Here is a 13,999-nt window from a genome sequence, read left to right as displayed (position 1 = left end):
ACTAGATTACGGTTCAAACGGACGACGCTGGAACTGGTCGTGTCCACATTTTGGGCACAATGGCAACACGTCCGGCGTATACACCGCCAAGTGAAAATGACACTTCTCACAGACCAGATTGCCCAACCCCACCACTTCGCCGCTGTGATATACCCCGTGATGACTTAGATCCTGAAACACTTCACGCCATTCGAGCTGCGTTTTGTCGGTGATATCCGCCAGTTCCTGCCACAGGCTCTCTTTGATTACCCGCATAAAGACGCTGTCGGACTCCTCTTCCAGACTCTCTTCGTAGCTGATGGCAAACTCTTCCAGGTCACGTCTGACAGCGCGCGTCAGTTCGTCCACTTCGGTTCGCGTTAACTCCCCGGCCTGCAAAACCTGCTGCCGCGCCTGTTCCACCAGCGCATCGATATCACGCTCGCCATTGCGCAGACGTTCACTTAATGACGCCACCAGTTCACGGTAATATTGAGCAACCTTGTTCATCGTTTCGCCTCCTGGGTCGTTAACTGTCTATAATAATAGACGTTATTTGGGTTACGCTTTGCAAGACTGCCCACAGAGTGTGTAAATTCGTGCAAGGATTATCGTGGCGTGAATTCGAACCTGAATGCGCGAAAGGCTGTTTTGACGCGGGCGTTTGGGCTATGCTATGCGGATCTGAAACACCACATCGAAGCTACGTTTGTAGCTGTATTGAAAACAGGACCACTGGCTGCCATGCAAGAGCAATACCGCCCGGAAGAGATAGAATCCAAAGTACAGCTTCACTGGGATGAGAAGCGCACATTTGAAGTTACCGAAGACGAGAGCAAAGAGAAGTATTACTGCCTGTCTATGCTTCCCTATCCTTCTGGTCGACTACACATGGGCCACGTACGTAACTACACCATCGGTGACGTGATCGCCCGTTATCAGCGCATGCTGGGCAAAAACGTGCTGCAGCCTATCGGCTGGGACGCATTCGGCCTGCCTGCAGAAGGCGCGGCGGTGAAAAACAACACCGCGCCAGCACCGTGGACCTACGATAATATCGCCTACATGAAGAACCAGCTCAAAATGCTGGGCTTTGGCTATGACTGGAGCCGCGAGCTGGCGACCTGTACCCCGGAATACTATCGCTGGGAGCAGAAATTCTTCACCGAACTGTACAAAAAAGGTCTGGTCTACAAAAAGACCTCTGCGGTCAACTGGTGCCCGAACGATCAGACCGTACTGGCGAACGAACAGGTTATCGACGGCTGCTGCTGGCGCTGCGACACCAAAGTTGAGCGTAAAGAGATCCCACAGTGGTTTATTAAAATCACCGCCTATGCCGATGAACTGCTCAACGATCTGGATAAACTGGATCACTGGCCTGACACCGTGAAAACGATGCAGCGCAACTGGATTGGTCGTTCTGAAGGCGTGGAAATCACCTTCAACGTGAACGATTATGACAACACGCTGACCGTTTACACGACCCGCCCGGACACCTTTATGGGTGCCACCTACCTGGCGGTTGCCGCTGGTCACCCGCTGGCGCAGAAAGCGGCAGAGAACAACCCTGAACTGGCAGCCTTTATCGACGAATGCCGTAACACCAAAGTGGCCGAAGCTGACATGGCGACCATGGAGAAAAAAGGCGTCGATACCGGCTTTAAGGCGGTTCACCCGCTGACTGGCGAAGCAATCCCGGTCTGGGCGGCTAACTTTGTGCTGATGGAATACGGCACTGGCGCGGTCATGGCCGTACCGGGTCACGATCAGCGCGACTACGAATTTGCCACCAAATACGGCTTAACCATTAAACCGGTTATCCTGGCAGCCGATGGTTCTGAGCCGGATCTTTCCGAACAGGCGATGACCGATAAGGGCGTTCTGTTTAACTCTGGCGAATTTGACGGTCTGGCCTTCGACGCGGCCTTCAACGCCATTGCCGATAAGCTGGCCGCCAAAGGCGTGGGCGAGCGTAAGATCAACTACCGTCTGCGCGACTGGGGCGTTTCCCGTCAGCGTTACTGGGGTGCGCCGATCCCGATGGTCACGCTGGAAGACGGCACCGTGCTGCCAACGCCGGAAGATCAATTGCCGGTGATCCTGCCGGAAGATGTCGTGATGGACGGCATCACCAGCCCGATCAAAGCCGATCCTGAATGGGCAAAAACCACCGTTAATGGCCAGCCTGCACTGCGCGAAACTGACACTTTCGACACCTTTATGGAGTCATCCTGGTACTATGCGCGCTACACCTGTCCGCAGTATCAGGAAGGGATGCTGGATTCCAAAGCGGCAAACTACTGGCTGCCGGTAGATATTTACATTGGCGGTATCGAACATGCCATCATGCACCTGCTCTACTTCCGCTTCTTCCACAAACTGATGCGCGATGCCGGCATGGTGAACTCTGACGAACCGGCGAAACAGTTGCTGTGTCAGGGGATGGTACTGGCGGATGCGTTCTACTATGTGGGCGAAAACGGCGAGCGTAACTGGGTTTCTCCGGTGGATGCGATCGTTGAACGCGACGAGAAAGGCCGTATCGTGAAGGCGAAAGACGCGGCGGGCCATGAGCTGGTGTATACCGGCATGAGCAAAATGTCCAAGTCGAAAAACAACGGTATCGACCCGCAGGTAATGGTTGAGCGTTACGGCGCGGATACCGTGCGTCTATTTATGATGTTCGCCTCTCCGGCTGATATGACGCTGGAATGGCAGGAGTCCGGCGTGGAAGGCGCTAACCGCTTCCTGAAACGTGTCTGGAAACTGGTGTATGAACACACTTCCCGTGGCGATGTTGCGTCGCTGAACGTTGACGTGCTGACAGAAGATCAGAAAGCGCTGCGTCGCGATGTACACAAAACGATCGCCAAAGTGACCGATGATATCGGCCGCCGTCAGACCTTCAACACCGCGATTGCCGCCGTGATGGAGCTGATGAACAAGCTGGCGAAAGCCCCGCAGGATGACGAGCAGGATCGCGCGCTGATGCAGGAAGCGCTGCTGGCGGTAGTCCGGATGCTTAACCCGTTCACCCCACACGTCTGCTTTACGCTGTGGCAGGCGCTGAAAGGCGAAGGCGACATCGACAACGCGCCGTGGCCAGTTGCGGACAACGCCGCAATGGTCGAAGACTCCACGCTGGTCGTGGTTCAGGTTAACGGCAAGGTGCGCGGTAAAATCACCGTTCCGGTGAATGCGACAGAAGAGCAGGTTCGTGAACGTGCTGGCCAGGAACATCTGGTCGCTAAATATCTTGATGGCGTTACCGTGCGTAAAGTGATTTACGTACCGGGTAAACTCCTCAATCTGGTCGTTGGCTAAGCGCGGGAGGAAGCGTGCGATATCTGGCAACATTGTTGTTATCTCTGGCGGTGTTAACCACCGCCGGATGTGGCTGGCACCTGCGCAATACCACGCAGGTTCCGGACACCATGAAAACCATGATTCTGGACACGGGGGATCCGAACGGTCCGCTAAGCCGTGCGGTGCGTAACCAACTGCGTCTGAACGACGTTGAGCTGCTGGATAAGAGTACGCTGCGTAAAGACGTACCGTCTCTGCGTCTGGGTCGGGTCAGCATTTCGAAAGATACCGCATCTGTCTTCCAGAATGGGCAGACAGCGGAATATCAGATGATTATGACGGTTAATGCGTCAGTATTGATTCCTGGTCACGATATTTATCCTATCAGCGTCCGGGTATTCCGTTCGTTCTTCGACAACCCACAGATGGCGCTGGCGAAGGATAACGAGCAGGATATGATCATCAAAGAAATGTACGACAGAGCGGCGGAGCAATTAATTCGTAAGCTGCCAAGCGTACATGCTGCGGATCGTCTCTCATCGCAAGAAGAGGTTGCCGTTGACGATAAAGAAGCGGCACCCGCTTCCTCTTCAACGCGTGTCTCCAGCACGCTGGGTAACTGATGATTCGGTTGTACCCTGAACAACTCCGCGCGCAACTCTCTGAAGGGTTGCGCGCGGCGTATCTGCTCCTTGGAAACGACCCATTGTTGTTGCAGGAAGGCCAGGATGCCATCCGTCAGGTTGCGGCAACGCAGGGGTTCGACGAACACCACACGTTTACTCTCGACAACAATACCGACTGGAACGCATTGTTCTCGCAATGCCAGGCGATGAGTCTGTTCGCCAGCCGTCAGACGCTGTTGTTGCTACTGCCCGAAAACGGTCCGAATGCCGCGATTAATGAACAACTGGCAACGTTGGTTAAGTTGCTGCATGACGATCTGCTGCTGATCGTACGCGGTAACAAGCTCAGCAAAGCCCAGGAAAATGCCGCATGGTTTAAAGCGCTGACCGATCGAAGCGTACAGATCAGTTGTCAGACGCCGGAGCAGGCGCAACTTCCCCGCTGGGTGGCGGCGCGCGCAAAACAAAATAATCTGCAGCTGGACGACGCAGCAAATCAACTGTTGTGCTATTGCTATGAAGGTAACCTGCTGGCGCTGGCGCAGGCACTGGAGCGTTTATCGTTACTGTGGCCCGACGGAAAGCTCACCCTGCCTCGCGTCGAGCAGGCCGTTAATGATGCCGCCCACTTCACCCCATTCCATTGGGTGGATGCGCTGATCATGGGCAAAAGTAAGCGCGCACTGCACATTCTTCAGCAGTTACGTCTGGAAGGCAGCGAACCGGTTATTTTGCTGCGAACCCTGCAACGTGAACTGTTGCTGCTGGTTACGCTGAAACGCCAGTCGGCCCATACCCCGCTGCGCACGCTTTTTGATAAGCATCGCGTCTGGCAAAACCGTCGGGGCATGATTGGCGACGCGCTGAACCGACTGAGTCCGGCGCAGTTACGTCAGGCGGTCCAGTTACTGACACGTACGGAAATCACGCTGAAGCAGGACTATGGCCAGTCGGTCTGGGCGGAGCTTGAAGGGCTCTCACTGCTGATTTGCCACAAAGCGCTGGCTGAAGTTTTTATTGATGGCTGATATGAAATCGTTACAGGCACTCTTTGGCGGCACCTTTGATCCGGTGCACTATGGTCACCTCAAACCCGTGGAAACGCTGGCCAATCTGATTGGTTTATCACGGGTCATCGTGATGCCTAATAATGTTCCTCCTCATCGCCCGCAGCCAGAGGCGACGAGTGAACAGCGCAAAACTATGCTTGAACTGGCAATTGCCGACAAGCCGTTGTTTATCCTTGATGAGCGCGAACTAAAGCACGACACCCCTTCCTATACGGCGCAAACGCTAAAGGCCTGGCGTGAAGAGCAAGGTCCAGATGCCCCACTGGCGTTTATCATCGGCCAGGACTCGTTGCTGACCTTCCCGACCTGGCACGACTACGAAACCATTCTCGACAATACCCATCTGATTGTCTGCCGCCGTCCGGGCTATCCGCTTGAAATGGCGCAGGAACAGCATCAGCATTGGCTGGATCAACATCTGACGAATACGCCGGACGATCTGCACCAGCTACCGGCAGGGAAAATTTATCTCGCCGAGACGCCGTGGTTCAATATTTCCGCCACGATCATCCGCGAGCGGCTGGAAAACGGCGAACCGTGTGATGATCTGATGCCGCACGCGGTGCTGGACTATATCAATGAGCATGGACTGTATCGCTAAGTACTTCGGTTAACGCCGCCAGCAGGCGGTTGTTCTCTTCCTGACTGCGTATTGCCACGCGGAAATAGCGTCCATCAAGACCTGGGTAATTGGCGCAACTGCGGATCAGAATATGTCGCGTCAGCAAAGCGCGCTGGAGATCGGTTTCGCAACGCAGCAGAAGATAATTCGCCTGACCGGGATAGACCGTCAGTCCCGACAGCGCACACAGCTGCTGATAAAAACGTCCGCCCTCTTCCCGCAACCACTGCCATGTCGCCTGTTGATACGCGGTATCCTCCAGCACCTGTTCCCCTGCCAGTGCAGCAAAAGCGTTGATCGACCACGGCATCTGGCGCGCCCTCATCGCCGCGACCGCCTGCACATCGCTGTTAAGGAGATATCCCAGCCGCAGTCCCGGGATGGCATAGAATTTTGTCAGTGAACGCAGAACCCAGATATGCGGGTTATCCTTTAACAGCGGAATAAATCCCGCTTCGTCTGCGATAAAATCGATAAATGCTTCATCAAGAATCAGCGCAATATTTAGCGCCTGACAGCGCCCGGCAATCGCCTCGAGTAACGCCCGCTCCGGCAGTAATCCGGTGGGATTGTTAGGCGTGCACAAAAACAGACAGTCCAGTTCTGCCGTTAACGCATCGAGAATCGCCCCGGTCAGTTGCCAGCCATCCTCTTCACGCAGCATGAACGTATCAATGACGCATTCGCTCCACTGCAACGCGCGGCGGTATTCGGCAAATCCCGGCGCGACGATCATCGCTCGCCGCGGTTTCAAACCGTTTACTAGGGTGAAGATCGACTCCGTCTCACCGTTTCCGGCGAGGATCCATTCGACAGGAACCTGATGATGTCGGGCCAGTGCCTGATGCAGGTGGCGGTAATCGACGTCAGGATAGCGCTCGGCTAGGTGTAAATTGTCGACAATGGCGCGTTTTACCGTTTCAGGCATACCCAGTGGATTAATATTCGCGCTAAAATCCAGCAACTTCTCGGGCGAGATCCCGAGGAACTCAGCCGCCTCACGGATATTACCGCCGTGGGCGCTTTGGAATAGAGACATCGTGCCGCTCCTGGCAAAAGAGGCTATTTTAGAGAAATTAGCGCGCGCATTCAGGGCGAATATCATGTTTTGCGCGAATACGTATCACGAGGGATAAATGCGACTCTGGTTAGTTCGTCATGGTGAAACCGAGGCTAATGTGGCGGGTTTGTACAGCGGTCATGCCCCCACACCGTTGACCGGGCGCGGCGTGGCGCAGGCGCAAACGCTGAATACATTGCTTCGCCAGGTTCCCTTTAAGCAGGTGCTGTGTAGCGAGCTGGAGCGCGCGCAGCATACGGCGCGCTTAGTGCTTCAGGGACGTGAACTGCCGCTACAGGTGAAGCCTGAGCTCAATGAGATGTTTTTTGGTGACTGGGAGATGCGTCATCACCAGGATCTGGCCCGCGAAGATGCCGAAAACTACGCGGCCTGGTGCAACGACTGGCAAAATGCCGTTCCCACCAATGGGGAAGGATTTCAGGCTTTCGCCCAGCGCGTTGAGCAGGCAATTTCGATCCTCGCTGACTATCAGCACCATGATCATGTGCTGATAGTCAGCCATCAGGGTGTTCTCAGCCTGTTAATCGCCCGGTTGCTTGCCATGCCCGCCGCGGCGATGTGGCATTTTCGCGTTGAGCAAGGCTGCTGGAGTGCCATTGATTTTACTGGCGATTTTGCCACGCTTCGGGTTCTCAACAGCAGAGCGATATGGACGCCCGGCGAGTAAAATATCTGTTTTTTACTGCCAGCAACGCTCCGCCCATTGACACCCCCGGACAGGCTGCTATTCTCCGCTGCCAGACTTTTCCCGCCCTTCAGCATTTTGCAGAAATTGTTTTACAAAAATGGCGATGCATTCTGTTGCATGGGGTGGGATGATAGCCCACTTTCCAAAGTCGCCCGGTGACATTTGTCCCGAAAAGCCGGTGGGTTCAGGTATACTGACAGGCTTATTAATACTCATTCATGCACCCAGGGGGAAAACTTGCAGGGTAAAGCACTCCAGGATTTTGTTATCGACAAAATTGATGACCTTAAAGGTCAGGACATCATCGCCTTAGACGTTCAGGGCAAATCCAGTATCACCGACTGCATGATCATCTGTACCGGTACTTCCAGCCGTCACGTTATGTCTATTGCTGACCACGTCGTGCAGGAATCTCGCGCTGCGGGAATGCTGCCGCTGGGCGTGGAAGGTGAGAGCGTCGCCGACTGGATCGTCGTTGACCTGGGTGAAGTGATTGTCCACGTTATGCAGGAAGAGAGCCGTCGCCTGTATGAGCTGGAAAAACTCTGGAGTTAATGCGTGAAGCTTCAACTTGTCGCGGTAGGCACGAAAATGCCCGACTGGGTACAAACCGGTTTTACCGAGTACCTGCGGCGTTTTCCCAAAGACATGCCTTTTGAGCTGATCGAAATTCCGGCCGGCAAACGCGGCAAGAACGCGGATATCAAGCGTATTCTCGACAAAGAGGGTGAGCAGATGCTGGCTGCCGCTGGCAAAAATCGCATCGTCACCCTGGATATACCCGGTAAGCCCTGGGACACGCCGCAACTGGCGACCGAACTGGAACGCTGGAAACTGGACGGTCGTGATGTCAGCCTGTTAATTGGCGGGCCGGAGGGATTATCCCCTGCCTGCAAAGCCGCGGCAGAACAAAGTTGGTCGCTCTCTGCACTCACGCTTCCCCATCCGCTTGTCCGGGTGCTGGTGGCAGAGAGCCTGTATCGGGCGTGGAGCATTACCACTAATCACCCTTATCACCGTGAGTGATCATTGAGCTTGAGTAGACTAAGCAGCGGATGAAATTACAGAATTCTTTTCGCGACTATACGGCTGAGTCCGCGCTATTTGTGCGCCGGGCGCTGGTCGCTTTTTTGGGTATCTTACTGCTCACCGGCGTGCTTATCGCCAATCTGTATAACTTGCAGATCGTCCGTTTTACCGATTACCAGACTCGCTCGAATGAGAACCGGATTAAGCTGGTGCCTATCGCCCCCAGCCGCGGCATTATTTATGACCGTAATGGCATTCCTCTCGCCCTGAACCGCACCATTTATCAGGTCGAAATGATGCCCGAGAAGGTTGATAACGTGCAGCAAACGCTGGATGCCCTGCGCAGCGTTGTCGACCTGACCGATGACGATATTGCCGCCTTCAAGAAAGAGCGCGCACGTTCCCACCGCTTTACCTCTATTCCCGTCAAAACCAACCTCACCGAAGTACAGGTTGCGCGTTTTGCCGTGAACCAGTACCGCTTCCCGGGTGTGGAAGTGAAAGGGTATAAGCGCCGGTTCTACCCATACGGTTCCGCACTTACCCACGTCATTGGCTACGTGTCGAAGATTAACGATAAAGACGTTGAGCGACTGGATAAAGACGGCAAACTGGCCAACTACGCCGCGACGCATGACATCGGGAAACTGGGGATTGAGCGCTACTACGAAGATGTGCTGCACGGTCAAACCGGCTACGAGGAAGTCGAGGTCAACAACCGTGGTCGCGTCATCCGTCAGCTCAAAGAAGTCCCCCCACAGGCCGGACACGACATCTACCTGACGCTGGATCTCAAACTGCAGCAGTATATCGAGACGCTGCTTGCCGGTAGCCGCGCGGCCGTGGTGGTCACCGACCCGCGCACCGGCGGCGTACTGGCCCTGGTTTCAATGCCCAGTTACGACCCGAACCTGTTCGTCGATGGTATCTCCAGTAAAGACTATTCCGGTTTGCTTAACGATCCGAACACGCCGCTGGTCAACCGCGCAACGCAGGGGGTTTATCCACCTGCGTCGACGGTAAAACCGTATGTCGCGGTGTCTGCATTAAGCGCGGGCGTTATCACCCGAAATACCAGCCTGTTTGACCCTGGCTGGTGGCAGTTGCCCGGCTCGGAAAAACGCTACCGTGACTGGAAGAAATGGGGTCACGGACACCTGAACATTACTAAATCACTGGAAGAATCGGCGGATACCTTCTTCTATCAGGTCGCCTATGACATGGGGATCGATCGCCTCTCCGAGTGGATGGGCAAATTCGGTTACGGTCACTATACCGGTATCGACCTGGCGGAAGAGCGTTCCGGCAACATGCCTACCCGCGAATGGAAGCTCAAACGCTTTAAAAAACCCTGGTATCAGGGCGATACCATTCCGGTCGGCATCGGTCAGGGCTACTGGACGGCAACGCCGATTCAGATGAGTAAGGCGCTGATGATCCTGATTAATGACGGCGTCGTGAAGGTGCCTCATCTGCTGATGAGTACCGCAGAAAACGGCAAGAAGGTTCCCTGGGTACAACCGCAGGAGCCACCGGTCGGCGATATTCATTCTGGTTATTGGGAACTGGCGAAAGACGGCATGTATGGCGTCGCCAACCGTGGCAACGGGACCGCGCATAAATATTTTGCCAGCGCGCCATATAAAATTGCCGCTAAATCCGGTACCGCACAGGTCTTTGGCCTGAAAGCCAATGAAACCTATAACGCGCATAAAATTGCCGAGCGTCTGCGTGACCATAAACTGATGACCGCATTTGCACCGTATAACAACCCGCAGGTGGCCGTCGCCATCATCCTGGAAAACGGGGGGGCGGGTCCGGCGGTGGGGACCATTATGCGTCAGATTCTTGACCACATCATGTTGGGCGATAACAACACCGATCTGCCAGCGGAAAACCCGGCGGTTGCAGCGGCGGAGGATCAATAACCATGACGGATAATCCGAACAAAAAAACATTCTGGGATAAAATCCATATTGATCCCACCATGTTACTGATTTTGCTGGCGCTGTTGGTTTACAGCTCACTGGTTATCTGGAGCGCCAGCGGCCAGGACATTGGCATGATGGAGCGTAAAGTCGGTCAGATTACGATGGGGCTGGTGATCATGGTGGTCATGGCGCAGATCCCGCCGCGCGTCTATGAAGGTTGGGCGCCGTATCTCTATATTTTCTGTATTATTCTGCTGGTGGCGGTCGATGCATTCGGGGCAATATCCAAAGGCGCGCAGCGTTGGCTGGATCTCGGCATTGTACGTTTTCAGCCTTCTGAAATCGCCAAAATCGCGGTTCCTCTGATGGTCGCACGCTTTATCAACCGCGACGTCTGTCCGCCGTCCCTGAAGAACACGGCCATCGCGCTGGTGCTGATTTTTATGCCGACGCTGTTGGTGGCGGCACAGCCTGACCTCGGGACCTCGATTCTGGTCGCGCTTTCCGGCCTGTTCGTGCTGTTCCTCTCGGGTCTGAGCTGGCGTTTAATTGGCGTCGCTGTACTGCTGCTCGCGGCGTTCATTCCGATCCTGTGGTTCTTCCTGATGCACGATTATCAGCGTCAGCGTGTGATGATGTTACTCGACCCGGAAACCGACCCGTTGGGTGCCGGTTACCACATCATTCAGTCTAAAATTGCGATTGGTTCCGGCGGTCTGAGCGGTAAGGGATGGTTACACGGTACCCAGTCGCAACTGGAATTTTTACCCGAACGCCACACCGACTTTATCTTCGCTGTCCTGGCGGAAGAGCTGGGTCTGATTGGGATACTGATCCTGCTGGCGCTGTATATACTGCTGATTATGCGTGGCCTGTGGATCGCCGCCCACGCACAAACCACCTTTGGTCGCGTGATGGCCGGTGGCTTAATGTTGATTTTATTCGTTTATGTCTTCGTTAATATTGGTATGGTGAGTGGGATTCTGCCTGTTGTAGGCGTTCCGCTTCCGTTGGTCAGTTACGGAGGCTCAGCACTGATCGTGTTGATGGCCGGGTTCGGGATTGTCATGTCGATCCACACCCACAGAAAAATGTTATCGAAAAGCGTGTAAGGGGTGCGCAATGCGTAAGCAGTTGCCTGGAGTCTGCGTCGTAGCAGGAATTATGCTGCTCGCGGCATGTACGAGTGATGATGGTCAGCAACAGAACACCGTCGCGCCGCAGCCGGCGGTATGTAATGGGCCCGTCGTTGAAATCAGCGGAGCCGATCCGCGTTTTGAACCTCTCAACCCGAGCGCTAATCAGGATTATCAGCGAGACGGGAAGAGCTACAAGATAGTGCAGGATGTCTCGCGCTTTAGTCAGGCAGGGTTCGCGGCGATCTACGATGCCGAGCCCGGTAGCAATCTGACCGCCTCAGGCGAAGCGTTCGATCCTATGCAGCTCACCGCTGCGCATCCGACGTTACCGATCCCGAGCTATGCGCGGATCACTAACCTCGCCAATGGACGGATGATCGTGGTGCGCATTAACGATCGAGGTCCCTATGGCAACGATCGCGTGATTTCGCTGTCGCGTGCCGCTGCCGACCGTCTGAACACCTCCAATAACACCAAAGTGCGTATCGACCCAATTATTGTCGCACAGGATGGTTCATTGTCTGGTCCGGGTATGGCCTGTACCACCGTGGCCAAACAGACTTATGCCCTGCCCTCACGTCCGGATCTGAGCGGCGGCATGGGCAGCGCCTCCTCCGCACCGGAAGCGATGCAGCCTCAGGGTGACGTTCGCGCCATCAGCAATTCCACCTTGCAAAGTGAAGATAATGCCGGCGCACCGGTTCAGAGTAGTGGGTTCCTGGGTGCCCCGACGACCCTGGCAGCAGGTGTACTGGAAGGCAGTGAACCGACGCCAGCGCCACAGCCCGCGGCTGCAGCTCCCGTTAGCGCACCAGTCAGTGCACCGGCAGCAACACCCGCTGCGACGGCTGCGCCTGCCGCCGCTTCCGCCAGCGGCAGTTACGTAGTCCAGGTCGGCGCGGTGAGCGATCAGGGGCGTGCCCAACAATATCAACAGCGCTTAGGCCAGCAGTTTGGCGTACCTGGACGCGTCACGCAGAACGGCGCCGTGTGGCGTATTCAGCTCGGGCCGTTTGCCAGTAAAGCACAAGCCAGTGCGCTGCAGCAGCGCTTACAATCTGAAGCCCAATTACAGTCCTTCATTACCGGCGCACAGTAACGTAACAAGGGCATCTGAAGTGTCAGTTTCTGTAAATGACGTTAACTACGTTAACAAAGTCATGCGGAAAGTCAGATGCCTGCCGGTATTGCATTTGCTATAGTAGGGCACTTTTTTTAATTCCATCACGGACGTCGTAGTTCAGACCATGAAGACCACTTTTTCCGCTCGTTTCCTGCAGCGCATGGCGCTCACCACGGCTCTTTGTACAGCCGCTATTTCAGGCGCGCATGCCGATGACCTGAATATCAAAACCATGATCCCGGGTGTTCCGCAGATCGACGCGGAGTCTTACATCCTCATTGACTATAACTCCGGTAAAGTGCTGGCGGAACAAAACGCCGATACGCGTCGCGACCCGGCCAGTCTGACCAAAATGATGACCAGTTACGTTATCGGTCAGGCAATGAAAGCGGGCAAATTTAAAGAAACGGATCTGGTCACTATCGGTAATGATGCCTGGGCCACGGGTAATCCGGTCTTTAAAGGCTCATCGCTGATGTTCCTGAAGCCAGGCATGCAGGTTCCGGTATCGCAACTGATTCGCGGGATTAACCTGCAGTCTGGTAACGACGCCTGCGTCGCGATGGCTGACTTTGCGGCGGGCAGTCAGGATGCGTTTGTCGGTCTGATGAACAGCTATGTGAATGCGCTGGGTCTGAAAAATACCCATTTCCAGACGGTTCACGGTCTGGATGCCGACGGTCAGTACAGTTCCGCTCGTGATATGGCGCTGATTGGACAAGCACTAATCCGCGACGTTCCTAACGAATATTCCGTCTATAAAGAGAAAGAGTTCACCTTTAACGGCATCCGTCAGTTGAACCGTAACGGTTTGCTGTGGGACAACAGCCTGAAAGTAGATGGCATCAAGACTGGTCATACCGATAAAGCAGGCTACAACCTGGTGGCCTCGGCGACGGAAGGTCAGATGCGTTTGATCTCCGCGGTCATGGGCGGGCGTACCTATAAAGGACGTGAAACGGAAAGCAAAAAACTGCTGACCTGGGGTTTCCGTTTCTTCGAAACGGTTAACCCGCTGAAAGCAGGCAAAGAATTCGCCTCTGAACCGTCCTGGTTTGGTGATACCGATCGCGCCTCCTTAGGGGTTGATAAAGATGTGTATCTGACCATTCCGCGTGGCCGTATGAAAGACCTGAAAGCCAGCTATGTACTGAACAGCACGGAGCTGCATGCGCCGCTGCAGAAAAATCAGGTGGTCGGTACCATCAACTTCCAGCTTGACGGTAAAACCATTGAGCAGCGCCCTCTGGTCGTGCTGCAGGAAATCCCGGAAGGTAACTTCTTCAGCAAAATCATTGATTACATTAAGTTAATGTTCCATCACTGGTTTGGTTAAAAATTGAACACTTGAAAGTGTGATTTCCATCCCCATATACTAAGCATCAGTAAAACTCCCGCCCTC

At 54.6% G+C, this 13,999-nt stretch carries 14 protein-coding genes; 11 read left to right on the top strand and 3 right to left on the bottom strand.

Going from position 1 to position 13,999, the window contains the following annotated elements:
• Positions 1 to 6: 6 nt before the first annotated feature.
• On the bottom strand, positions 7 to 489 hold the full coding sequence (locus tag C2U53_RS16790; protein ID WP_043001417.1) for a zinc ribbon-containing protein: 483 nt from the start codon (positions 487 to 489) through the stop codon (positions 7 to 9).
• A 234-nt stretch (positions 490 to 723) separates the two neighbouring features.
• Between C2U53_RS16790 and leuS the strand changes: the two genes are divergently transcribed.
• From leuS to nadD, 4 genes are read left to right on the top strand one after another with little or no spacing between them, the layout of a single operon-like run.
• Positions 724 to 3,306: a leucine--tRNA ligase gene (leuS, locus tag C2U53_RS16785; RefSeq protein WP_082366166.1), complete on the top strand. Its 2,583-nt coding sequence runs from the start codon at positions 724 to 726 to the stop codon at positions 3,304 to 3,306.
• 14 nt (positions 3,307 to 3,320) lie between these two features.
• Complete coding sequence (gene lptE / locus C2U53_RS16780) at positions 3,321 to 3,911, top strand: LPS assembly lipoprotein LptE (RefSeq protein ID WP_043001418.1); 591 nt, start codon at positions 3,321 to 3,323, stop codon at positions 3,909 to 3,911.
• Positions 3,911 to 4,942 (top strand): DNA polymerase III subunit delta, encoded by a 1,032-nt coding sequence (gene holA, locus C2U53_RS16775; protein ID WP_043001419.1) that lies wholly within the window; start codon positions 3,911 to 3,913, stop codon positions 4,940 to 4,942. The genes lptE and holA overlap by 1 nt, the downstream gene beginning before the upstream one ends.
• Before the next feature lies 1 nt (position 4,943).
• Positions 4,944 to 5,585 (top strand): nicotinate-nucleotide adenylyltransferase, encoded by a 642-nt coding sequence (gene nadD / locus C2U53_RS16770; protein WP_080343225.1) that lies wholly within the window; start codon positions 4,944 to 4,946, stop codon positions 5,583 to 5,585.
• On the opposite strand, the gene cobD is transcribed toward nadD, so the two are convergent.
• A complete protein-coding gene (gene cobD / locus C2U53_RS16765) occupies positions 5,560 to 6,645 on the bottom strand; it encodes a threonine-phosphate decarboxylase CobD (protein ID WP_099433804.1) in 1,086 nt (361 codons plus the stop codon). The two genes, nadD and cobD, sit on opposite strands and share 26 nt — an antisense overlap.
• Before the next feature lie 97 nt (positions 6,646 to 6,742).
• Here cobD and C2U53_RS16760 point away from each other — a divergent pair, with 97 nt between their 5' ends.
• Positions 6,743 to 7,354 carry an adenosylcobalamin/alpha-ribazole phosphatase gene (locus C2U53_RS16760; protein ID WP_044266384.1) on the top strand — a complete coding sequence of 204 codons (612 nt, stop codon included), beginning with the start codon at positions 6,743 to 6,745 and terminating at the stop codon, positions 7,352 to 7,354.
• A gap of 57 nt (positions 7,355 to 7,411) precedes the next feature.
• On the opposite strand, the gene C2U53_RS29935 is transcribed toward C2U53_RS16760, so the two are convergent.
• Positions 7,412 to 7,591, bottom strand: a complete 180-nt coding sequence (locus C2U53_RS29935; RefSeq protein ID WP_172740577.1) for a hypothetical protein — start codon at positions 7,589 to 7,591, stop codon at positions 7,412 to 7,414.
• A gap of 21 nt (positions 7,592 to 7,612) precedes the next feature.
• On the opposite strand from C2U53_RS29935, the gene rsfS reads away from it, so the two are divergent.
• The 6 genes from rsfS (at position 7,613) to dacA (ending at position 13,933) form a co-directional block, all read left to right on the top strand.
• Positions 7,613 to 7,930: a ribosome silencing factor gene (gene rsfS, locus C2U53_RS16755; RefSeq protein WP_012904988.1), complete on the top strand. Its 318-nt coding sequence runs from the start codon at positions 7,613 to 7,615 to the stop codon at positions 7,928 to 7,930.
• A gap of 3 nt (positions 7,931 to 7,933) precedes the next feature.
• Complete coding sequence (gene rlmH, locus C2U53_RS16750) at positions 7,934 to 8,401, top strand: 23S rRNA (pseudouridine(1915)-N(3))-methyltransferase RlmH (RefSeq protein ID WP_003022725.1); 468 nt, start codon at positions 7,934 to 7,936, stop codon at positions 8,399 to 8,401.
• Between the two features lie 29 nt (positions 8,402 to 8,430).
• Entirely contained in the window at positions 8,431 to 10,332 is a 1,902-nt protein-coding gene (gene mrdA / locus C2U53_RS16745) for a peptidoglycan DD-transpeptidase MrdA (protein ID WP_043001424.1), read from the top strand.
• Between the two features lie 2 nt (positions 10,333 to 10,334).
• Positions 10,335 to 11,447 carry a peptidoglycan glycosyltransferase MrdB gene (gene mrdB, locus C2U53_RS16740; protein WP_043001425.1) on the top strand — a complete coding sequence of 371 codons (1,113 nt, stop codon included), beginning with the start codon at positions 10,335 to 10,337 and terminating at the stop codon, positions 11,445 to 11,447.
• A gap of 10 nt (positions 11,448 to 11,457) precedes the next feature.
• Positions 11,458 to 12,573, top strand: a complete 1,116-nt coding sequence (rlpA, locus tag C2U53_RS16735; protein ID WP_043001426.1) for an endolytic peptidoglycan transglycosylase RlpA — start codon at positions 11,458 to 11,460, stop codon at positions 12,571 to 12,573.
• 148 nt (positions 12,574 to 12,721) lie between these two features.
• Positions 12,722 to 13,933 (top strand): D-alanyl-D-alanine carboxypeptidase DacA, encoded by a 1,212-nt coding sequence (gene dacA / locus C2U53_RS16730; RefSeq protein WP_043001427.1) that lies wholly within the window; start codon positions 12,722 to 12,724, stop codon positions 13,931 to 13,933.
• The last annotated feature ends 66 nt before the right edge of the window (positions 13,934 to 13,999 follow it).

Source organism: Citrobacter sp. CFNIH10 (assembly GCF_002934585.1).
In the GTDB taxonomy this organism is placed as follows: Bacteria; Pseudomonadota; Gammaproteobacteria; order Enterobacterales; family Enterobacteriaceae; genus Citrobacter_A; species Citrobacter_A amalonaticus.
Note: the sequence above shows the minus strand (reverse complement) of the source record. Positions and strands in the feature narration are given on the sequence as shown.

What these genes read in the sequence shown, in the direction of transcription:
- dacA (WP_043001427.1), top strand. Translation starts at nt 12,722, where the DNA reads ATGAAGACCACTTTTTCCGCTCGTTTCCTGCAGCGCATGGCGCTCACC.
- holA (WP_043001419.1), top strand. Translation starts at nt 3,911, where the DNA reads ATGATTCGGTTGTACCCTGAACAACTCCGCGCGCAACTCTCTGAAGGG.
- cobD (WP_099433804.1), bottom strand. Translation starts at nt 6,645, where the DNA reads ATGTCTCTATTCCAAAGCGCCCACGGCGGTAATATCCGTGAGGCGGCT.
- leuS (WP_082366166.1), top strand. Translation starts at nt 724, where the DNA reads ATGCAAGAGCAATACCGCCCGGAAGAGATAGAATCCAAAGTACAGCTT.
- nadD (WP_080343225.1), top strand. Translation starts at nt 4,944, where the DNA reads ATGAAATCGTTACAGGCACTCTTTGGCGGCACCTTTGATCCGGTGCAC.
- C2U53_RS29935 (WP_172740577.1), bottom strand. Translation starts at nt 7,591, where the DNA reads ATGAGTATTAATAAGCCTGTCAGTATACCTGAACCCACCGGCTTTTCG.
- C2U53_RS16760 (WP_044266384.1), top strand. Translation starts at nt 6,743, where the DNA reads ATGCGACTCTGGTTAGTTCGTCATGGTGAAACCGAGGCTAATGTGGCG.
- rlpA (WP_043001426.1), top strand. Translation starts at nt 11,458, where the DNA reads ATGCGTAAGCAGTTGCCTGGAGTCTGCGTCGTAGCAGGAATTATGCTG.
- mrdA (WP_043001424.1), top strand. Translation starts at nt 8,431, where the DNA reads ATGAAATTACAGAATTCTTTTCGCGACTATACGGCTGAGTCCGCGCTA.
- mrdB (WP_043001425.1), top strand. Translation starts at nt 10,335, where the DNA reads ATGACGGATAATCCGAACAAAAAAACATTCTGGGATAAAATCCATATT.
- C2U53_RS16790 (WP_043001417.1), bottom strand. Translation starts at nt 489, where the DNA reads ATGAACAAGGTTGCTCAATATTACCGTGAACTGGTGGCGTCATTAAGT.